The 19,427-nt window shown below is 64.6% G+C and carries 20 protein-coding genes; 11 read left to right on the top strand and 9 right to left on the bottom strand.

The window, feature by feature from the left end:
- Together AABA84_RS17480 and AABA84_RS17475 are read right to left on the bottom strand one after the other, a co-directional pair.
- Positions 1-1,076 (bottom strand): caspase family protein (locus AABA84_RS17480; RefSeq protein WP_338312600.1); only part of this gene is annotated, 1,076 nt, incomplete at its 3' end.
- 165 nt (positions 1,077-1,241) lie between these two features.
- Complete coding sequence (locus tag AABA84_RS17475; RefSeq protein ID WP_212251736.1) at positions 1,242-3,149, bottom strand: acyl-CoA synthetase; 1,908 nt, start codon at positions 3,147-3,149, stop codon at positions 1,242-1,244.
- A gap of 248 nt (positions 3,150-3,397) precedes the next feature.
- Between AABA84_RS17475 and AABA84_RS17470 the strand changes: the two genes are divergently transcribed.
- Complete coding sequence (locus tag AABA84_RS17470; RefSeq protein ID WP_338312599.1) at positions 3,398-4,477, top strand: SecDF P1 head subdomain-containing protein; 1,080 nt, start codon at positions 3,398-3,400, stop codon at positions 4,475-4,477.
- 252 nt (positions 4,478-4,729) lie between these two features.
- Positions 4,730-5,536 carry a Crp/Fnr family transcriptional regulator gene (locus AABA84_RS17465; protein ID WP_212251740.1) on the top strand — a complete coding sequence of 269 codons (807 nt, stop codon included), beginning with the start codon at positions 4,730-4,732 and terminating at the stop codon, positions 5,534-5,536.
- A 10-nt stretch (positions 5,537-5,546) separates the two neighbouring features.
- On the opposite strand, the gene AABA84_RS17460 is transcribed toward AABA84_RS17465, so the two are convergent.
- Complete coding sequence (locus tag AABA84_RS17460) at positions 5,547-6,188, bottom strand: glutathione S-transferase family protein (RefSeq protein WP_338312598.1); 642 nt, start codon at positions 6,186-6,188, stop codon at positions 5,547-5,549.
- A gap of 177 nt (positions 6,189-6,365) precedes the next feature.
- Between AABA84_RS17460 and murI the strand changes: the two genes are divergently transcribed.
- The 6 genes from murI to AABA84_RS17430 all read left to right on the top strand — a co-directional run bounded on the left by murI (position 6,366) and on the right by AABA84_RS17430 (position 11,287).
- A complete protein-coding gene (gene murI / locus AABA84_RS17455) occupies positions 6,366-7,157 on the top strand; it encodes a glutamate racemase (protein WP_212251744.1) in 792 nt (263 codons plus the stop codon).
- Between the two features lie 61 nt (positions 7,158-7,218).
- Complete coding sequence (locus AABA84_RS17450) at positions 7,219-7,992, top strand: HpcH/HpaI aldolase family protein (RefSeq protein WP_338312597.1); 774 nt, start codon at positions 7,219-7,221, stop codon at positions 7,990-7,992.
- A 65-nt stretch (positions 7,993-8,057) separates the two neighbouring features.
- Positions 8,058-8,441, top strand: coding sequence for a cupin domain-containing protein (locus AABA84_RS17445; RefSeq protein WP_338312596.1), 384 nt, complete (start codon positions 8,058-8,060; stop codon positions 8,439-8,441).
- A 105-nt stretch (positions 8,442-8,546) separates the two neighbouring features.
- Complete coding sequence (locus tag AABA84_RS17440; protein WP_338312595.1) at positions 8,547-9,314, top strand: acyltransferase; 768 nt, start codon at positions 8,547-8,549, stop codon at positions 9,312-9,314.
- A gap of 198 nt (positions 9,315-9,512) precedes the next feature.
- Complete coding sequence (gene rpsD, locus AABA84_RS17435) at positions 9,513-10,130, top strand: 30S ribosomal protein S4 (protein ID WP_212282272.1); 618 nt, start codon at positions 9,513-9,515, stop codon at positions 10,128-10,130.
- Between the two features lie 89 nt (positions 10,131-10,219).
- The gene (locus AABA84_RS17430; RefSeq protein ID WP_338312594.1) at positions 10,220-11,287 is read left to right on the top strand and encodes a threonine aldolase family protein; all 1,068 of its coding nucleotides are present in this window, start codon (positions 10,220-10,222) and stop codon (positions 11,285-11,287) included.
- A 53-nt stretch (positions 11,288-11,340) separates the two neighbouring features.
- Here AABA84_RS17430 and AABA84_RS17425 read toward each other — a convergent pair whose 3' ends face one another.
- The 4 genes from AABA84_RS17425 to grxD are packed head-to-tail and all read right to left on the bottom strand — an operon-like array spanning position 11,341 to position 14,819.
- Entirely contained in the window at positions 11,341-12,603 is a 1,263-nt protein-coding gene (locus AABA84_RS17425) for a serine hydrolase domain-containing protein (protein ID WP_338312593.1), read from the bottom strand.
- Position 12,604: 1 nt separating this feature from the next.
- Positions 12,605-13,891, bottom strand: coding sequence for a serine hydrolase domain-containing protein (locus AABA84_RS17420; RefSeq protein ID WP_338306474.1), 1,287 nt, complete (start codon positions 13,889-13,891; stop codon positions 12,605-12,607).
- Between the two features lie 43 nt (positions 13,892-13,934).
- Positions 13,935-14,489, bottom strand: coding sequence for an O-acetyl-ADP-ribose deacetylase (locus AABA84_RS17415; protein ID WP_338312592.1), 555 nt, complete (start codon positions 14,487-14,489; stop codon positions 13,935-13,937).
- Positions 14,490-14,492: 3 nt separating this feature from the next.
- A complete protein-coding gene (gene grxD / locus AABA84_RS17410; RefSeq protein WP_091965898.1) occupies positions 14,493-14,819 on the bottom strand; it encodes a Grx4 family monothiol glutaredoxin in 327 nt (108 codons plus the stop codon).
- A gap of 240 nt (positions 14,820-15,059) precedes the next feature.
- Between grxD and egtB the strand changes: the two genes are divergently transcribed.
- Together egtB and egtD are read left to right on the top strand one after the other, a co-directional pair.
- Complete coding sequence (gene egtB, locus AABA84_RS17405) at positions 15,060-16,355, top strand: ergothioneine biosynthesis protein EgtB (RefSeq protein WP_338312591.1); 1,296 nt, start codon at positions 15,060-15,062, stop codon at positions 16,353-16,355.
- A 48-nt stretch (positions 16,356-16,403) separates the two neighbouring features.
- Complete coding sequence (gene egtD / locus AABA84_RS17400) at positions 16,404-17,375, top strand: L-histidine N(alpha)-methyltransferase (protein ID WP_212251762.1); 972 nt, start codon at positions 16,404-16,406, stop codon at positions 17,373-17,375.
- Positions 17,376-17,399: 24 nt separating this feature from the next.
- Here egtD and AABA84_RS17395 read toward each other — a convergent pair whose 3' ends face one another.
- Together AABA84_RS17395 and AABA84_RS17390 are read right to left on the bottom strand one after the other, a co-directional pair.
- Positions 17,400-18,593: a low temperature requirement protein A gene (locus AABA84_RS17395; protein ID WP_338312590.1), complete on the bottom strand. Its 1,194-nt coding sequence runs from the start codon at positions 18,591-18,593 to the stop codon at positions 17,400-17,402.
- A gap of 25 nt (positions 18,594-18,618) precedes the next feature.
- Complete coding sequence (locus AABA84_RS17390; RefSeq protein ID WP_018316584.1) at positions 18,619-18,855, bottom strand: BolA family protein; 237 nt, start codon at positions 18,853-18,855, stop codon at positions 18,619-18,621.
- A 176-nt stretch (positions 18,856-19,031) separates the two neighbouring features.
- Here AABA84_RS17390 and AABA84_RS17385 point away from each other — a divergent pair, with 176 nt between their 5' ends.
- Complete coding sequence (locus AABA84_RS17385) at positions 19,032-19,391, top strand: DUF427 domain-containing protein (protein ID WP_212251766.1); 360 nt, start codon at positions 19,032-19,034, stop codon at positions 19,389-19,391.
- Positions 19,392-19,427: the final 36 nt, after the last annotated feature.

Here is a 19,427-nt window from a genome sequence, read left to right as displayed (position 1 = left end):
GCCGCGATCCGCGCCTCTTCCGCCGCCTTGGCCGCCGCGACCGCCTTCTCCTGCTCGGCCTTCTGGGCGCGCTCGGCGATGAGCCTCGTCTTTTCCTGCTCGGCCGCCTTGGCCTTTTGCTCAGCCGACGCGCGCGTCTCTTCGGCGGCGATCTTGTTCAACTGGCCCTTGGCCAGGTTGGCGTAGAAACCGTCGGGATACGCCGCCAGAAACGCTTCCCAGCCGTCGCGCGTCGCAAGCTGAAGCGCGAGCTCGTAATCCCTGCGAATGGCATCCTGCGGGTTGGCCTGCGGACCGGTCGCGGCCGGCCTCACGACGAGGGGCACGTCGTCGCCCCCGAGCGAGCCATAGACATAGGGCTCCTGCTTGTAGCCGGTAGTCTTGAGCACGTCGTCGCGCACGAAGCCGAACGCCTTGCGCAGATCAAGCCCCGGCTTCGGCAGATGCTCGACCAGCGCGGTGGCGAACGGGCTGTTTCGGGCATCGCCATCGGACGCCGTCGATCCCGCCTTGGCCGCGAACGCAATCATCGTGTTCGGGCTGGTCGGCTCGACCTTGGCGAGCCCGCGCCCGACGGCGCGTGAAGCCAGCGTACGTTTCATCGACTTGGCGAACGGGTTGTCGCGGCAGGCATCCAGGATGATCAGGCGCAGCTGCTTGGCGGGCTCGACCGCGAACAGCGCGCGTTCGACCGGAATGGTCTCGTCGAGAACGTCGCCATCCGTCTCCAGTGTCGCGTCGGTCGGAATGAGATAGTTGGCTCCATCGAGCTCGATGCCGTGGCCGGCGTAATAGATCACCGCCATGTCCGCGTCGCGCGTCCTGCCGGCGAACTCGCGCAACATGCGCCGCATCTCGCTGGCACTGAGATCCAGCCTGACGTCGACGGAATCAAAGCCCGCCTTCTTGAACATGCCGCCGACCAGCGTGGCGTCGTTCACTGGATTGCTGAGCTTGGGCGCGCTCTTGTAAGCGGAATTGCCGATCACGAGCGCAACCCGTCGGTCGGCATGTGCCGGTCCGCAGGCAAGGGCAATCGCGAATATCAACAAGGCAAACAGTCGAAACGGAATCACTTGCGTCCCCCCGGATGCAATTCCCTGAGACTATTCGCTAGCGTCGCCGATTGCTAATTCTTCCTATGTGATTCCTGTCACACAAGCCGGCCTAACGGGGGTAAGGATAATGCGGCGAAGCGTCACCCTGGTTTTTCCAGGGGACGCCGCCGTCTGTCGAGGCCGCTACTTTTGCACCACCTCGTGGCGGATCACGAAGGGTGCAAGCAGCGCGTGTACCTCGCTCGCAACCGCCTCGCGCTGGTCCGACGGCAGCCCGGCAAGGGTCACGGTGGCGATTGATCCGTGACTGCCATGGGCACCGACTTTGACCCTGCAATCGATGCCGCGCTCGACCAGCGGCGTGAGCACCTTGGTGAACACGCGCTCCGCCGCGTCCCAGCGCAACTGAGGCTTGAACACCTTGCCGACACCGGTCACCGGCATCTGGTCGATCGGAATGACCTGCACCGGAACGGCGGCACGCTCCGGCGTGCGCTCGCGAACCCAGGATTCCAGTTCGCCGGGCTCCACGGTCGCGCCGGGCTTCAACTGCACGTATCCCACCGGCAGTTCGCCGGCATAGGCGTCGGGCTGGCCGACGACGGCGGCGAAGCCGACCGCGGGATGCCGGAACATGATCTCCTCGACCGGCGCGGGATCGATGTTATGGCCGCCACGGATCACGAGATCCTTGGCGCGGCCAGTGATCCAGAGATAGCCCTCGGCGTCGAGCCGGCCGAGATCGCCGGAATTGACCCAGACCTCGTCGACGAAGGCGCCCTTGTTGTGCTCGTCGTTGAGATAGCCGCCGAACACGCCGGGCCCCGCCATGATGACGACGCCGATCTCATCAGGCGCGCAGTCGCGGATCAGGTGGCCATCGGCATCGAGTTGCACGATGCGCACGCGCGCATAAGGCATGGGAAGGCCGACGGAGCCGAGCCTGATCGGCCGCGATGGATAGGCCAGCGTGTGCACGCTCGAGGTCTCGGTCATGCCGTAGACCTCGACCACCGGCAGCTTCAGCTTGTCCTGGATCGCCGAGCCGACCGCGACGGGGATCGCCGAGCCGCCGCCTGCGGCATATTTCAGGCTGGAGATGTCGGCATCGCCGGGCGGCACCGCGAGCGTCGCCGCAAGCACCGTCGGCACGCTCGACAGCGCTTCGGGCTTGAACCGCTCCACCAATTTCCAGATGTTCTTCACCGCATTCGGATTGCGCCATCCGCTCGGCGACAGCACGACCAGCGAGCCGCCCGCCGACAGCGTCAGCAGCACCTGCGTCAGCGATCCCCCGACATGGAACAGCGGCATGCCGAACAGCATGTTGCCGCCCGGCTTCGACTTCAGCAGCAGATTGAGCGCCCAGGCCTGATAGACTTGGTTGGTATGCGTATGCCGCACCAGCTTGGGCGTGCCGGTGGTGCCACCGGTGTGGAAATAGGCGGCGATGTCGGCACCCGAAATCTTGCGCCCGCTGACAAGCCGATCCGAGGGCTGCTGCTTGATCAGGTCGCTGAAGGCGAAGATGCCATTCGCGGGATCGCCGCCGCCGAACACTTGCACGATCGCCTTGAGGTGCTTGAGTTGCGGGCGGATCTGCTCGACCTTTTGCCAGATATCGGTGCCAGGCATCGGCCCGAGCGCCACCAGGATTTTGGTGTTCGCAGCTTCCAGGATCTCCGCAATCTGGTGCGGCTCGAGCAGCGGATTGACGGGATTGGCGATGCCGGCAGCCTCCGCGCCGAACAGCGTCACGAAGGCATCCGGCACCAGCGGCAGCATGAAGCTGATGACGTCGTCTTTCTCCGCGCCGAGCGCGTGAAACATGTTGGCAGCCTGCGTGACGCGCACAATGAAATCGCGGTACGTGACCACCAGTGGCGTGTCGGCGGGATCAGCGTTTTGCAGAAACTGGATCGCCGCCCCGTCGGGATTGCGCGCCGCACCGAGCCTGATCGCGTCAAACGTGCTCTCGGCGGCGATGCGGTCCGCATAGGGGACCCGCTCGAACGCCCGGACGTCCTCGTCGGTCAAAAGGTTCGGATAGTCGCTGCCAATGAGCCGATCGAGCGCGTGGATGCCCGCCATGGAATTCCGTCCTCCCTCAGATACATGTCCCCGCCCCCTGTCTTTTGACATTTTGGGTCGGCGAGGCCCCGACCGATGACCGGCCCGGCGCGGACAGAATGATGGATGATTTGGCGTTCGTCCATCGCCAACGGCTCCGGCGATCGAATGCAACCTGAGCGGCGTTTGAACCTCCGCGGCCGATCCGGGGACCAAGAACTGGCGCTGAATTCGCTCGCCAGCGCCCTGCCGCAAGACTTGAGGTCATCATGACGACGCCCCTGCGGAACCGCGTCACACGGCTGATCGCCGCATTCGCCATCGCATCGACGATCGCGCTGCCCCGCGCGGCGCTCGCTGCGGACGGCCAGCTCGACAAGATGCGCGCCAAGATCGCAGCATTCATCACCGACAAGATGGAGAAGCTGGGCGGATCGCGCATCATCTACAAGGTGGATAGTGACGCCTTGCGGGAGGCGGTCACCACGGATCTGCGCGACGACGTCTACAAGACCCTGCGCGAGGGCCGGATCGCCTTCGCCGGCCTTACGATTCGTGACGGCGGCGTCGACGTCAAGATCGCGGACGCCAAGGGCCGCGAACTGCTCACGCGCAAGCTCGCCTCGGCGGCAGAGGGATTGCCCACGCACGCGCTCGCCGTGACCGACGCCGGAGACGGGCTGATCAGGCTTGCGCCGACCGATGCCGCATCCGCCGCACGGCTGCGCGATCTCGTCGAGGATTCCATCGCCATGATCGAGCAACGCCTCAAGCACGCCGGCGTCACACTGGCCAGCGTCCAGCCTGAGGGAACGGATCGCATCCGCATCTTCCTGCCGGGCACGATGGAGCCCGAGCGCATCACCGCGATCTTCGCCAGGAGGGTCAAGGTCAGCTTCCGCCTGATCGATGTCACGATGTCGGCGGAGCAGGCGCAATCCGGCACGCCTCCAGCAGGCACGGAAGTCATGTTCGGCTTCAAGGACAAGCTCCCCTATCTCGTCAAGGCCAGCGCGCTCGACGGTGACGACATCAGCTACGCGGGACCGGGATTGACGAGCGACACGAAGGAGCCGATCGCCTCGTTCCGCTTCAACGGTCGCGGTACGCGACGCTTCGCTCACATCACCGCAGAGAACGTTGGAATGCCCTTCGCCATCGCGCTCGACGACAAGGTGATTTCCGCCCCCGTGATCCGCGAGCCCATCACCGGCGGCTCAGGCCAGATTTCCGGCAACTTCACCCTGGAAGAGGCCAACAGCGTCGCCATGCTGCTGCGCGCCGGCTCGCTGCCCGGTCGTCTTGGCTTCGTCGAGCAGCAGGTCATCCAACCCGCCGCCAAGCCATAAGGCGAAGTTCGTCCGACGCGCCCCGCCTCGGGCATCCAGCCCCTCCACGACGCCGAAGTCCGCCCGAATCACGGCCCCGTTGCAGCCGGACGCACAACCAACGGGCAATTGCCGAAACGCCCGATCAGGCTAAAATTTGCCTCTTGCGGCGTGACGGCCAAAGGCTTCATTTCAGGCGGCCGTCATTCGATTTCGGCTATTAGGTGTCGAGCATACCGACCAGGACTGAAAGCCTTACGCGGGGTTAGTACCATGCCGTCCGGCAGCGCAGACATTTCCTCGATCCTCGACCGCATTCTCGATGCGGCAACGGACAACCTCAGGATCGCGAAGATCCTGGTCCAGATGGGCCTCGACCCGAACAACGTCACCTATGATGCGATCTTCAACCGGCTGCTGGAGATCTTGGTCCACAACATCACGTTTGCCAATCTGTTCGCCGCGGTCGGCGCCGGTTTCTTCGTCGCCACCCTCTTGATGCGGACCATGGTGCCCCTGCGCGTTGCCAACATGATCGGCTGCGCGTTTTTTGCCGTCTTCGGCGCGCTCTCCGCCAATGTCGCGACGTTCCTGCTCTATCTGCTGCTGCTTCCGATCAACGCTCTGCGCCTGCGGCAGATGCTCAAGCTGGTCAAGAAGGCGCGCCACGCGGCCGAGGGCGACATGTCGATCGAATGGCTGAAGCCGTTCATGACCGAACGCAAATATCGCCGCGGCGACACGCTGTTCAAGCTGGGCGATCCGGCCAAGGAGATGCTGCTCACGGTCACCGGCAAATTCCTGGTCAAGGAGATCAACGTCGAGATTGGGCCGGGCGCGCTGATGGGAGAACTCGGCTTCCTGACGCCGGACAACCGGCGCACCGGAACCATCGAATGCGTCGAGGACGGACAGGTGCTGACGATCACCTATGACCGTCTGCTCGAGATCTACTTCCAGGACCCGCAGTTCGGCTACTATTTCCTGGTGCTTACCAGCCAGCGCCTGCTGCAGAACATCGATCGCCTGCAGAAGCAGCTGGCCACGGAGCGGGCGGCCACGACGAACAGGATCGCGTGATCGCCGCTGCTCAGTCCAGCAGCAGCGCCATGCCGGGATCGCCCTTCTCCATCGCGCGCCGGTAGGCGGGACGTGCACTGACGCGGCCGAGATATTTGACCACGTTCGGGCAGCGTGCGAGATCATAGGGCTGGAAGTAACGCATCGTCGTCAGCGAAAAAACCGTCATGATGTCGGCGGTGGTGAAGGCGTTGCCTGCCAGATATTCGGCCTCGCGAAGGCGCGCGTCGAGCAGATCGTAGGCGCGATCGAGCCGTCCCTTCATGGCAAGCAAGGTCGCGTTGTCCTTTGCGAGATCGAGCCGATTCAAAATCATCATCCGCCCCATGCCGGGTTGCAAGCTGCCGTTGGCGAAGTGAAGCCAGTACAGGAACTGCAGGAAGGCGGGGTCATTGGGGCCAAGCACCAGACGGCCGTTGCCGTACTTTGCGACGATGTAGTCGACGATGGCGCCGGACTCCGCGAGCACGAGATCGCCGTCGGTCACGACGGGCGCCGCCCCACTCGGGTGCAGCGCCTTGTACTCCGGCGGCGCCAGCATGGTGACGGGATCGCGTGCGTAGCGCTTCAGCTCGTAGGGAAGCTCCAGTTCCTCGCACAGCCAGACGATGCGCTCGGACTGAGACTTGCCGAGGTGATGGACGGTGAGCATGAGGCCTCCTGCAGCGGTAAGTTGGGCACGTCGTGATGACGCATATAGCAGCCATTGCCAGGGGTGGGATCTCGGTCTTGCGCCCTGTCCGCAGCGCCTCCAGCCTCCCCCCAAACAGCCCCGCCGCAAAATCGCCCTAAAAACCGAATGGTAACCATGCCGGGCTAGGGTAATGACGTGACCAATTCTCCGACGATCCTGGTGTTCGATTCCGGCCTTGGCGGGCTTACGGTGCTCCGCGAGGTCGTGGCCGCGCGTCCGGACGCCCATTTTGCCTACGTCGCCGACGACGCCTTCTTCCCCTACGGCCACCACAGCGAGGACGAGATCATCGCCCGCGTCGTGCCGCTGATGGGTGAACTGATCGGCACGCATGACCCTGATATCGTCGTCATCGCCTGCAACACGGCGTCCACCCTGGTCCTGTCTCACTTGCGCGCCGCCTATTCGGTGCCCTTCGTCGGCACGGTGCCGGCGATCAAGCCGGCCTGCGCACAATCGAGGACCCGCCGCGTCTCGGTGCTCGGCACCAAGGGCACGGTGAAGCGCGAATACACCAAGGCCCTGATCCGCGATTTCGCCCAAGGATGCGAGGTGACGCTGGTCGGCTCGCCCGAGCTTGCCTCGCTGGCCGAAGCCGAGCTCAGCGGCGCTTCCGTCAGCGACGGCGACATCCTGGCCGAACTCGCCCCCTGCTTCGTCGGCGAAGACGCGACCTCGCGCACTGACACCGTCGTGCTCGCCTGCACACATTATCCGCTGCTGCTCGACCGGTTGAAGCGGCTGGCGCCCTGGCCGGTGGACTGGATCGATCCCGCGCCGGCGATCGCCCGCCGCGTCTCGGATCTGCTCGGCCCGCGCATCGGCGGCATCGCACAGGCCGGCGCCGAGATGATCTTCACCTCGAACCGCGTGCACGGCCTTTCGGCCACGCTGACGCCGTTCTTCGGCGGCCGCGCGCTGGCCTGACTTTGCGCATCGGCGCCGCGCTGCTAGGTTTTGCCGTCGTCACCTCCCCGCAGGCCTTTCCATGTCGGACCAGACCCCGCCGCTCAATCGCCTCCGCCAATTGTGGCGCGAGGGCCGCTCCGCCTTCGGCGCGATCGCGACCATCCCGAGCGTGCAGATGGTGCAGATCATGGCGCGCTCGCTCGACTGGATCATCGTCGATCTCGAGCATGGTCCCATTGGCCTGACCGAAGCGCACGCAATGATCGCGGCAACGACCGGCACGCCGTGCACGCCCCTAGTGCGGATCGCGGCGAACGAGCCGTGGCTTGCAAAGGCGCCCATGGACATCGGTGCCTTCGGCATCAACTTTCCGATGATCACGAACCGCACTGATGCCGAGAAGGCGGTCCGCAGCGTGCGCTACCCGCCGCGCGGCGACCGGCTCTGGGGTCCGTTCCACGCCCCGTTCCGCTGGGGCCAGTCGATGCCGGACTACATGGCAAGCGCCGACGACGAGATGATCTGCATGATCACCATCGAACATGTCGATGCCGTCAACCGCATCGACGAGATCATGGCGACGCCGGGCATCGACGTCGCGGTGATCGGGCCCGGCGATCTCGCCACCTCCATCAACAAGCGCGGACAGATGGACGATCCGGAACTGCTGGAGCTGGTCGCGCGCGCCGAGGCCGGCATCCTAAGAAGCGGCGTGCCGATCGGCGGCGTGGCCCGCACTGCGGACCAGGCCAACGCCCTGGTCGACCGCGGCTACCGCGCCATCGCGCTCGGCTTCGACTGGTCGCTGCTCCAGCGCGGCATCATGGCGGCGTTCGAGGGCATCAGGCGCTGAGCAGGCCGCGCCACCTTGCCGGGAACTGCGGCCCTGCTAGGCTCGGCCGCACCAGGGAGGAAACAATGCTCAAAAAGACTTTGCTCGCTCTTGCCTTCACCGGTCTTGCCTTCGCGGCCTTCGCCCAGCAGCCCGGCATCAAGCGCACCCCGCTCCAGAAGGTCGAATTTCCGGACGGCTACAATACCATCACCGCCATCGCGGAAGTCCCGGCGGGAGGCTCGGCCGGACGCCATACCCATCCCGGAATCGAGACGGGCTACGTGCTCGAAGGCGAGCTGAACCTCCTGATCGATGGTCAGCCGGAGAAAACCCTGAAAGCCGGTGATTCCTACCAGATCCCGGCAGGCGTCGTGCACGACGCCAAGGCTCATGGCGATAAGGCCATGAAAGTGCTGGGAGTTTACGTCGTCGACAAGGCCAAGCCGCTGGCGACGCCGGCCCCTTGATATGTCGAACCGACCGGCCCCAAGCCGGTTGGTTCGTGCTAGAGCAGGCGGCGAGCGGGCGCCCCGCTCGCTGCTCATTTTTTAATCCGCGGGAACCGAAGACCGATGCGCGGGACGCCAAAGCCGATTTCGCTGCCGCGCCGCCTGATCTGCGACCTCATGCGGGCGTCGATGGACGTGCCGTTCGTATCGCTTTCCCGTTCACTCAACATCCGCCCCCTGCTCGAGGCACGCGCCGCAGCCGCCGCACCGGCGGGCTGGGCTGCGACCTTCGTCAAGGCGTTCGCCCTGGTCGCCAGGGACGAGCCGATCCTGCGCACCGTCTACGCCAAATGGCCCTGGCCGATGTTTTACGAACTGCCGAACAGCGTGGCGTCGGTGGCGATCGCCCGGGTCGAGGACGGCGAGGAATGCGTGATGCCGCAGCGAATCGCAGCCCCCGAGGCCATGGCGCTGGCCGCGGTCGATGCCGAGATCCGGCGCGGCAAGACGGCACCGATCGCAGACGTCCCGATGTTCCGGAAGATCATGCGGGCAACCCGCCTGCCGCTGCCGCTGCGGCGGCTGTCCTGGGCGATCGGGCTCAATTTCGGCCGCCAGCGCGGCAACTGGTTCGGCAGCTTTGCGGTGAGCTCGGTGGCCGCCTATGGCGGCGGCGAGCTCCATCCGATTACGCCCGGCCCCTTCATCGTCAGTTACGGCCTGGTTGAGCCCGACCAGACCATTCATGTCGTGATCCGCTGGGATCACCGGGTTACCGATGCGGCCCCGATCGCCCGGGTCCTGACCCGGCTGGAACAAGTCCTGAACACTGAAATCGCTGCCGAATTGCGGGCGGCCGGCTCGAAGCCGATAAGAGTGGTCGGGACATGATTCCGGGCCCATTCGCATTGACAGAACGGCCCAAACTCACCTAAAAGCCGCCTGCTCGCGGGCCGATTTCGGCCCGCGAAGCGTTTCGCGACCCGTGGTCCACTCCCTTAAGCTTTGGGGATCGGACCTGTCAGTGCCGGGCTAGCCCGTCACACAGGAGGGCGCGTTTCCTCAAACCATGCAACCGAAGAGGACGCGATGACTAAGCGCAGTGAGGCGAAGTACAAACTCGATCGCCGTATGGGCCAGAACATCTGGGGCCGCCCGAAGAGCCCCGTGAACCGCCGCGAGTACGGCCCCGGCCAGCACGGCCAACGCCGCAAGGGCAAGCTCTCGGACTTCGGCGTGCAGCTGCGCGCCAAGCAGAAGCTGAAGGGCTACTACGCCAACATTTCCGAGCGCCAGTTCCACGGCATCTATGTCGAGGCGAGCCGCCTCAAGGGTGACACCGGCGAGAACCTGATCGGCCTCCTGGAGCGTCGTCTCGACGCGGTCGTGTACCGTGCCAAGTTCGTCTCGACGATCTTCGCCGCCCGCCAGTTCATCAACCACGGCCACATCAAGGTGAACGGCCGCAAGGTCAACATCTCGAGCTATCAGCTCAAGGTCGGCGACGTGATCGAGGTCAAGGAAGCCTCCAAGCAGCTCGCCCACGTGCTGGAAGCGAGCCAGCTCCCCGAGCGCGACACGCCCGACTATCTCGAAGTCGACCATGGCAAGATGACCGCAAAATACATCCGCATCCCCGGCCTCTCCGACGTGCCGTTCCCGGTGCAGATGGAGCCGCATCTGGTCGTCGAATTCTATTCGCGCTAAGATCTGAATATCGAAAGGCCCCGGTTCGCCGGGGCCTTTTTGCTTAAGAGCCACACTTCAGTGGCCGTCATGCCTGCAGGAGGCGTCGCATGCTCTACACCCCTCCCCCGATCGATCCCAAGGCGCCGCCGGTGCGCATCAATCTGCTCTCGGACACGCAGACGAAACCGACGGCTGGGATGCGCGAGGCGATGGCCCGAGCTGAGGTCGGTGACGAGCAGGTCGGCGACGATCCGACCGTGAACGCGCTGTGCGAGCGCGTGGCGGATCTGCTCGGCAAGGAGGCCGCGGTCTATATGCCCTCGGGCACGATGTGCAACGTGACGGCGACGCTGGTGCATTGCCGTCCCGGCGACGAGATTTTGGCGCATGAGACCGCGCACATCATCGCCCGCGAAGGCGGCGCGCATGCCGCGATCGGCGGCTTCCAAGTCACCCAGTTGAAGGGCCCCGACGGCCAGTTCACGCCGGAGACGTTCCGGAAAGCTCTGCACCCGCGCACGCGCTACCAGCCGCCGCAGACCGTCGTCAGCGTCGAGCAGACCGCCAATATCGGCGGCGGCACGATCTGGAAGAAGGCCGCGCTCGACGAGATCGTCGCGATCGCGAAACAGCACGGCCTCGTCACTCACATGGACGGTGCGCGCCTGCTCAACGCCACCGTCGCCAGCGGCATCTCCCCGCGCGACATGACCGCCGGCTGGGATTCGGCCTGGATCGATTTCTCCAAGGGGCTGGGCGCGCCGATCGGCGGCGTGCTCGCGGGCTCGCGTGCCTTCATCGACGCGGTCTGGCAGTGGAAGCAGCGCCTCGGCGGCTCGATGCGGCAGGCCGGAATCTGTGCCGCCGCCTGCATCTACGCGCTCGACCATCACGTCGACCGCCTCGCCGACGACCACGCCAATGCGCGCGCGCTCGCCCGCGGCCTGTCGCAGATCCCCGGCGTCGAGGTGCAGGAGCCCGAGACCAATCTCGTGTTCTTCAAGCCAGACGGCGCCGGCATTGCTGGCGACAAGATGGTTGCAGCGCTGCGCCAGCGCGGCGTGACGCTTGCGATGATGGACGGCCGCATCCGCGCCTGCACCCATCTCGACGTCGATGCGAGCCAGATCGAGGAGACGATCGGGTACGTCAGAGAGATCGTGCGCGGGGCGTAGCTCTTGTCGCCCGGATTACGCTGCGCTCCATGCGGGCTACAAGTAGGCTGCGATCACCGCCCCATCGCCTGATAGATCAGCGTCTTCAGCGCCAGCTGGATCCGGCCGCGCTGCGACGGGGTCTGCACCATGAAGATCCCGAACAGATCGTCTTCGGGATCGATGAAGAAGAAGGTGCCGCCGACGCCGTCCCAGCGATATTCGCCAAGCGGCCATGACGTCCCCGGCGGCACCGAAGTGCGCACCGCAAAGCCGAGGCCGAAGCCGGAGCTGCCGCCCGGATAATAGCTCTGGTCGCGCGCGATCCTGGTTTCGGGGCCGACATGATCCGACGCCATCAGCGCGATGGTCTCGGGCTTGAGATAGCGCCGCCCGTCATAGGTCCCGCCGTTGAGCAGCATCTGGGCGAAACGGGCGTAATCACCGACGGTGCCGACCATGCCGGCGCCGCCCGATTGCCAAATCGCCGGGCGCCTGATGTCGCGAACCGGCGTCGCTGGATTGATGTTGCGATCGTCCGGCATCGGTTCGGCGATGCGCGGGAATTTGGCGGGGTCAGTGACGTAGAACGCCGTCTCCGTCATGCCGAGCGGGTCGAGCAGCCGCTCCTTCTCGAAATGCAGCAGCGTCTTGCCAGAGACGATTTCGACGACGCGGCCGAGCACGTCGGTGGCAAAGCCGTAATCCCACAGCGTGGCCGGCTGCTCGGCGAGCGGCAGCGCCGCGAGCTTCGCGACGAAATCGGCGTTGGAAACATCGCCATTGAAGAGGTTGGCGGCAGCATAGAGCTCGCGCACGGCGCCGCCGCCAGAAGAACCGTAAGGCAGCCCCGCGGTGTGGCGCAGCAGATCCTTGATCGTCACCGGATGCGCCTGCGGCTCCAGTGCCAGTGAAACCTTGCCGTCCTCCGCCTTCTTCTCGACGCCGACCTTCATGCCGGCAAAGACCGGAACGTACCTTGCGACGGGATCATCGAGCGCGAGCTTGCCTTCCTCGACCAGCATCATCGCCATGACGGACGTGATCGGCTTCGACATCGAATAGAGGCGGAAGATCGTGTCCGCGCTCATCGGGATTCCGGTGGCGGCGTCGCGGACGCCGAAATTCTCGTGATAAATGGGCTTGCCGTGCTGCTGGAGCAGCAGGATGGCGCCGGGGATCTTGCCGGTGGCGACCTCGTTCCGGATGTAATCGGAAACCTTCGCCAGCCCTTCGGCCGAGAGAGTGCGGGCGGAGCGTCCTTCGGAGCCGGCCTTCGCACCGACCACCCCGACCAGAAGTACGAGCGCCGCGATGAACGCGCGGCGCCCGAACATGTCACTTTTCCATGGCTTCATAGACCAGCTGCTTCAGTGTCCGCTGCACGCGCTGGCGCTCGGTCGGGGTCTGCTCCAGAAGCACGAAGAACATGTCCTGCTTGGGATCGATCACGAAATAACAGCCGGAGGCGCCGTCCCATTTCAACTCGCCGAGATCGCCGGGCGGCGGCGGCTTGGCGTTGCCGGGATCGGTGCGCACCGCAAGCCCTAGGCCGAAGCCGAAACCGTCGCCGGGGAAGTAGAAATAGTCGCGATCGACGCCCGATTTGGGGCCGAGCTGATCGGTCGTCATCAGCTTGAACGTCTCGGGCTTGAGAATGGTCTTGCCGTCGAGGCTGCCGCCGTTGAGCAGCATCTGCGCGAAGCGCTCATAATCGGCCATGGTCGTCACCATGCCGCCGCTGGCGAACTGGATCTTCTTGACCACGGTCGGATCATTGATCCGGCCGACCCGGAAGTCGCTGTCGTTCGGCACCGGCTGCGCCAGCAGCTTCTGCTTCTCGGGGGCGGTGACGAAAAAGCCGGTGTCGACCATGCCGAGCGGATCGAGCAGCTTCTCGCGCATGATGTCGATCAGCGGCTTGCCGGCCGTGATCTCCATCACGCGTGCCAGCACGTCGGTGGAATGGCCGTATTGCCAGAGCGCGCCCGGCTGGTTGTGCAGCGGCAGCTTGGCGATGCGCTCGGCGAACTCGGCGAGGTCGAAATCGCCGGCGTAGATGTTGGCGTCGCGATAGGCCTTGCGGACCAGGCTGTCGCCGTAGAAGCCATAGGTGATGCCCGATGTGTGCGTCATCAAATCGTGCACCGTCATCGGCCTGTTCGGCGGCACCAGCTCGAGCGACTTGGTGCCGTCCTCGGCCTTCTTCTCGACCCCGACCTTCACGTTGGCGAAGGACGGAATGTACTTCGAGACAGGATCATCCAACTTGATCTTGCCGTCCTCGAGCAATTGCATCGCGACCACCGAAGTGATCGCCTTGGACATCGAGAACAGGCGGAAGATCGTCTTGTCCGTAATCGGCGCCTTGCTGACCACGTCCTGCACGCCGAAGGCTTCGTGATAGACCGGTTTGCCGTGCTGCCGGATCAGCACGGTCGCACCGGCGATCTTGCCGGTCGCAACCTCGTTCTTGAAGAATTCGCTGATCTTGCCGAGCTTGTCCTGATTGAAATGCGCGCCGGCCGGAATCTCGTAGGTGCCCTCTGCCCGTGCGAACGACACCGCACCCAGGGACACCAGCGCGCCGCAGACCAGCGCACGCAGTCCAATACCTGAAATCATATCCCCTCCCCGGAACATGGTCCGGCGGAGTGTACTGACCGCGTCAGTGGGCACAAGGGCTGGCGTGTCGCGCAAGTGCCTCGGCATGGAGTTTGGCGCTCGGCTCGGCGAAGCAGCAGAACACCACGCGGGCCACGGATGGCGCCGTAGCGAGCCCTTCGATTGTCGTACGAACGGCGATATCGGCCGCCCGGTCGGCGGGAAAGCGGAAAATGCCGGTCGAAATCGCGGGGAATGCCACCGAGGTCAGCTTGTGCTTCCCGCACAGCTCCATCGAGCGGCGATAACAGGAGGCGAGCAGGTCATCCTCGCCGAGGGTACCGCCATTCCAGACCGGTCCGACGGTGTGGATCACATGGGCAGCCTTGAGCCGGTAGCCCTTGGTGATCTTGGCATCGCCCGCCTTGCAGCCGTGGAGCATGCGGCATTCGGCGACCAGATCGGGTCCTGCCGCCCGATGGATCGCACCATCCACGCCGCCCCCACCAAGGAGCGACGTGTTGGCCGCGTTGACGATGGCGTCAACGCTCAGCGTTGTGATGTCTGCGACAATGACCTCGAGCTCGGCGCCGCCGATCCGGCGCGTCAGCTGGATCACCTATCAAGCCGCGACGACGACGCCCTTCTCAGTGAAAAGCTGCTGCAATTCGCCGGCCTGGAACATCTCGCGGATGATGTCGCAGCCACCCACGAACTCGCCCTTCACATAGAGCTGCGGGATGGTCGGCCAGTTGGAGAAGGTCTTGATGCCGTTGCGCAGTTCGGCGGATTCGAGAACGTTGAGGCCCTTATAGCCGACGCCGATGTGGTCGAGGATCTGGACGACCTGGCCGGAGAAACCGCACTGCGGAAATTGCGGCGTGCCCTTCATGAACAGAACCACGTCGTTCGACTTCACTTCGTTGGCGATGAATTCCTCGATGCTCATTTCCATGTCCTTCTGGGGCGGAGCCCTCACCAATCAATTCGGGCTGGCTCAGCCGATCTAACCCGATACATGCCCATATATGTAGCCCAAACCGTTGTGCATCCAAAGTAAAATGGCGGCGACACGCCCCCCGCTGGCCGGTTTGCCCCCAGCCGGATCCATAGGCTGATGACATCAATATCATCGCCGGGGAGGACTTTCATACCGTAACGGAGCCCCTATCTAGGACGAACCCAGGTTTTGGAACCGGGCAACGCCAACAACGTTCTCTTGTCCTGTCTGGAGAAAAACGTGACGAAACAAGCCTCCGCTACGGCCGCCCCCTCGCTTTCGTCACTGTCCTCCGCCGGTAACCTCGCCCAGCGGCTGGAAGATGCTTTTCTCGCCGTCCGCAACGAGACCGAACGCAGGGCCGCACCACTGTCGCCGGAGGACCAGCAGATCCAGTCCATGCCCGATGCGAGCCCGACGAAATGGCACCGGGCCCATACCACCTGGTTCTGGGAGCAATTTCTGCTCGGCGAGCACGCGGCCGGCTACCGGCCCTTCCACCCCGATTTCGCATTCCTGTTCAATTCCTATTACGTCAGTGCCGGCCCGCGTCACGCGCGCAATCATCGCGGTGATATCACCCGTCCCGGCGCAAACGAGGTCGGCGCCTATCGCAACTACGTCGATGCGGCCGTCGTCAAATTCTTCCGCGAGACCGGCGCGGACAAGCTTCGCGCGATCGCACCGCTGGTCGAGGTCGGGCTCAACCACGAGCAGCAGCACCAGGAATTGATGTTCACGGACATCCTGCACGCCTTCGCGCAGAACCCGGTCTATCCGGCCTATGACCCGGACTGGCGCTTTCCGGCCGCGACGCGCGCCGGCGATGACTGGCTGACGCTGAACGAGGGCATCCACACCGTCGGCCATGTCGACGACAGCTTTCATTTCGACAATGAGAAGCCGGCGCATCGCGCCCTGGTCGGCCCGGTCAAGGTCGCCCGCAATCTCGTCACCAATGCCGAATGGCTCGACTTCATGCAGGACGGCGGCTACCGGACCGCAACACTGTGGCTGATGGACGGCTTTGCCGCGGCCAGCAAGGAAGACTGGCAGGCCCCGGGCCATTGGCGCGAGGTCGATGGCGCATGGCAGGTGATGACGCTGGCCGGTGTGAAGCCGGTCGATCCCACCGCGCCGGTCTGTCATATCAGCTACTATGAAGCCGACGCCTTCGCACGCTGGGCCGGCAAGCATCTGCCGACCGAGATGGAGTGGGAGGTCGCGGCCCGCGCCGGCCAGCTCAACGATGCCTTCGGCATCGTCTGGCAATGGACCCGCAGTTCGTACGCGCCCTACCCGGGCTACCGCGCGATCGAAGGCGCGCTCGGCGAGTACAACGGCAAGTTCATGGTCAACCAGCTGGTGCTGCGAGGCTCCTCGCTTGCAACTCCGGAGGGCCACAGCCGTATCACTTATCGCAACTTCTTCTATCCGCACCACCGCTGGCAGTTCACCGGACTGCGGCTCGCCGATTACGACTAACATTTCCGACGACACATGCGCGCCGGACAGCGCGTTCAGGAGAGTATCATGAATGTGCACGCCAGCGCTTTGGCCGAAGCCCATCTTCCCGACGAGCAGACCACCGCCTTCGCCCGCGAGGCCATCAAGGACCTCTCGCAGCAGCCGAAAACACTGTCGCCGAAGTATTTCTACGACGCGACCGGATCGGAGCTGTTCGAGGCGATCACGCGCCTGCCGGAATATTATCCGACGCGGACCGAACTCTCGATCCTGAAGGATCGTGGCAGCGAGATCGCGAAGATCATTCCGGAGCATGCCGCGCTGGTCGAGTTCGGCGCGGGCGCGACGACGAAGGTCCGCCTGCTGCTGAACCATTGCAGGTTTGCGGCCTATGTCCCCGTGGACATCTCCGGTGACTTCCTCAAGGCGCAGGCGAACGGCCTGAAGCGCGATTTTCCCTCGCTCGGCATCTATCCGGTGGCTGCCGATTTCACCACGCCGTTCGAGCTGCCCAAGCAGGTCGCCTCGATGCCCAAGGTCGGCTTCTTCCCCGGCTCGACCATCGGCAATTTCGAGCCGCAAGAAGCCCAGGCTTTCCTGAAGAGCGCGCGCGCGATCCTGGGTCGGGGCGCGCAGATGATCATCGGCGCCGACCTCGAAAAGGACGAGCGGGTGCTGCACGATGCCTACAATGATGCGGCCGGCGTCACCGCGCGCTTCAACCTCAATGTGCTGGTGCGGATCAACCGCGAGCTCGGCGGCAATTTCGACCTCTCCGCCTTCACCCACCGCGCGGTCTACAATCGCGAGCGGCACCGTATCGAGATGCACCTGATCAGCAAGAAGAGCCAGACCGTGCGCCTGCTCGGCACCAGCTTCTCGTTCCGCCCCGGCGAGAGCATCCACACCGAGAACAGCTACAAATACAGCCTCGAGCGTTTCGCCGCGCTGGCACAGGGCGCCGGCTGGCGGGTGCGCGAGAGCTGGACGGATGCGGCCAGGATGTTCTCGGTGCACGCGCTGGAGGTGGCGGAGTAAACGCGCCGCGCCACCGCGCGTGGTTCAATGCTCTTCGGCCTCTTCCGGAGCAGATCCGAGCGACACCGATTCCCACACCGCGACCATGATCATGATCGTGCTCGTCGCGACCGATAGCCAGAGCGGCGGAAGGTCGCCGGCGAACCACCACAGCACCAGCAGCAGGAAGATGCCGATGCCGTGGGAAAGCTGGAGGAAGCCGCGGATCGCGTGCTTGAACAGGACGGTGCCGACCAGGAACACCAGGGGTCCGCCGATCGTGCTCACGATCGTCCGCATATCGGAATGACCGGTCGGGTGCTTCAGCACCAGCTCGTCCGAGACCGCGGTGAGGATGATGCCGGCGATGATCGGCATATGCAGATAGGTGTAGGCGAGCCGCGCCAGGCGGCCGGATTCGGCGGACTTCGATATGCGCTCGGAGCCGGCCTCGGCGCCCTTGTGGAAATAGACCCACCACATCGCGATGGCGCCGACCAGTGCGGAGACGAAGGCCATGATGTTGTCCGCGGTCCAGTCCAGCTCGGCAAAGGTCGCGCCGTTGACGACGACGGCTTCGCCGAGCGCGATGATGACGAAGAGGGAGCAGCGCTCGGCCATGTGGCCGCCCTCGACGGCCCAGGCCTCGACCGACGAGAAGCCGAGTTTGGGAACCCAGAAGCGGGCCGCCGGCGAGACGTATTCCCACGTGACTGCCGCAATCCACAGCCATAGCCGCGTCTCGCCTTCGGACAGGCCGCCCGCGATCCACAGCACCGCGGAGATCGAGAGCCAGCTCAGAATGCGGATCGCGTTGTGGCGGACCGCGGTCCGATGCCGCGGCGTTGCGAACAGCCAGAAGGCGGTGCGCCCGACCTGCATCGCCGCGTACGCGATCGCAAACCACAGGCCCCGCCCTTCGAAAGCGGTCGGGATCGTCGTCGACAGCACCAGCCCGCCCAGCATCATCAGGAAGAGCATGACGCGGACCGGGGTCAGCTCGGGATTGAGCCAGTTGGTGACCCAGGCGGTGTAGACCCACACCCACCACACCGCGAGAAACAGCACCGTGACGTGCACCGCGCCGAGCGGCGTGAAATGGTGCAGCAGCGTATGCGACACCTGCGTGACGGCAAAGACGAAGACGAGATCGAAGAACAGCTCGACATTGGTGACGCGGCTGTGCTGGTTCGGCACGATGACGCGGAACATCGCGCCGCGAGAATTGTCCGCAGCCATCGTCGTCTCCCGTCGCGCGATCAGGTCAGGCGCCCGGCACGCCGGTTTGCAGCGCCAGCGCGTGCAGCACGCCGCCCATCTGGCCGCGCAGGGACTGATAGACGATCTGGTGCTGCTGGACGCGGGATTTGCCGCGGAAGGATTCCGAGATCACGGTCGCGGCATAGTGATCGCCGTCGCCGGCGAGGTCACGGATGGTCACCTCGGCATCGGGGATCGCCGCCTTGATCATCGCCTCGATATCGTGGGCGTCCATGGGCATTCGGGTCTCGCTCCTTGTGGTCTCGAATCGCTGCCGGGGTCCCCTCGCCGGCAGCGCCAAACTTAGCGTGAACGGACTTCTGCGTCACGCTTTCCGGCACTATATCCATGATCCCATCAGGATAAAGGCACGACAAAGTGCCGCGCGCGGCAGATTGATCGAAAAGGCGTGAAATCATGAAGCTTCCAGGGCCCGACCATCCCATCACCATCACCCAAAATCCCCGGCGCGTCCGTGTGACCGCCGGCGACATCGTGATCGCCGAGACCAGCAAGGCGCTGACGCTGAAGGAGGCCAAATATCCGGCGGTGCAATATGTGCCGCGGGAGGACACCAACATGGCCTTGCTGGCGCGTACCGACCGCGTCACCCACTGCCCCTACAAGGGGGATGCGAGCTATTACAGCGTAAAGGCCGACGGCAAGGTGCTGGACAATGCGATCTGGACCTACGAGACGCCCTTTCCCGCGATGAGCGAGATTTCCGGCCATCTCGCCTTCTACCCGGATAAGGTGAAGATCGAGGAAGTGGGGTAGGCCCACGGCGCTGTAACGCCGGGGCGATCCTGGATC

This window comes from Bradyrhizobium sp. TM239, assembly GCF_036247985.1.
Lineage (GTDB): Bacteria > Pseudomonadota > Alphaproteobacteria > Rhizobiales > Xanthobacteraceae > Bradyrhizobium > Bradyrhizobium ottawaense.
The sequence above is the reverse complement of the archived record's forward strand: the minus strand, read 5'-3'. Positions and strand labels throughout refer to the sequence as shown.

Coding starts and splice junctions, on each gene's coding strand:
- AABA84_RS17475 (WP_212251736.1), bottom strand. CDS start 3,149: ATGGCGGGCATCCACGCGCTCGATCGGCTCATTGGCAGCGACTATCCG.
- rpsD (WP_212282272.1), top strand. CDS start 9,513: ATGACTAAGCGCAGTGAGGCGAAGTACAAACTCGATCGCCGTATGGGC.
- grxD (WP_091965898.1), bottom strand. CDS start 14,819: ATGAGCATCGAGGAATTCATCGCCAACGAAGTGAAGTCGAACGACGTG.
- AABA84_RS17430 (WP_338312594.1), top strand. CDS start 10,220: ATGCTCTACACCCCTCCCCCGATCGATCCCAAGGCGCCGCCGGTGCGC.
- AABA84_RS17390 (WP_018316584.1), bottom strand. CDS start 18,855: ATGCCCATGGACGCCCACGATATCGAGGCGATGATCAAGGCGGCGATC.
- AABA84_RS17440 (WP_338312595.1), top strand. CDS start 8,547: ATGCGCGGGACGCCAAAGCCGATTTCGCTGCCGCGCCGCCTGATCTGC.
- AABA84_RS17420 (WP_338306474.1), bottom strand. CDS start 13,891: ATGATTTCAGGTATTGGACTGCGTGCGCTGGTCTGCGGCGCGCTGGTG.
- AABA84_RS17385 (WP_212251766.1), top strand. CDS start 19,032: ATGAAGCTTCCAGGGCCCGACCATCCCATCACCATCACCCAAAATCCC.
- AABA84_RS17395 (WP_338312590.1), bottom strand. CDS start 18,593: ATGGCTGCGGACAATTCTCGCGGCGCGATGTTCCGCGTCATCGTGCCG.
- AABA84_RS17470 (WP_338312599.1), top strand. CDS start 3,398: ATGACGACGCCCCTGCGGAACCGCGTCACACGGCTGATCGCCGCATTC.
- AABA84_RS17445 (WP_338312596.1), top strand. CDS start 8,058: ATGCTCAAAAAGACTTTGCTCGCTCTTGCCTTCACCGGTCTTGCCTTC.
- AABA84_RS17465 (WP_212251740.1), top strand. CDS start 4,730: ATGCCGTCCGGCAGCGCAGACATTTCCTCGATCCTCGACCGCATTCTC.
- AABA84_RS17450 (WP_338312597.1), top strand. CDS start 7,219: ATGTCGGACCAGACCCCGCCGCTCAATCGCCTCCGCCAATTGTGGCGC.
- egtD (WP_212251762.1), top strand. CDS start 16,404: ATGAATGTGCACGCCAGCGCTTTGGCCGAAGCCCATCTTCCCGACGAG.
- AABA84_RS17425 (WP_338312593.1), bottom strand. CDS start 12,603: ATGTTCGGGCGCCGCGCGTTCATCGCGGCGCTCGTACTTCTGGTCGGG.
- AABA84_RS17460 (WP_338312598.1), bottom strand. CDS start 6,188: ATGCTCACCGTCCATCACCTCGGCAAGTCTCAGTCCGAGCGCATCGTC.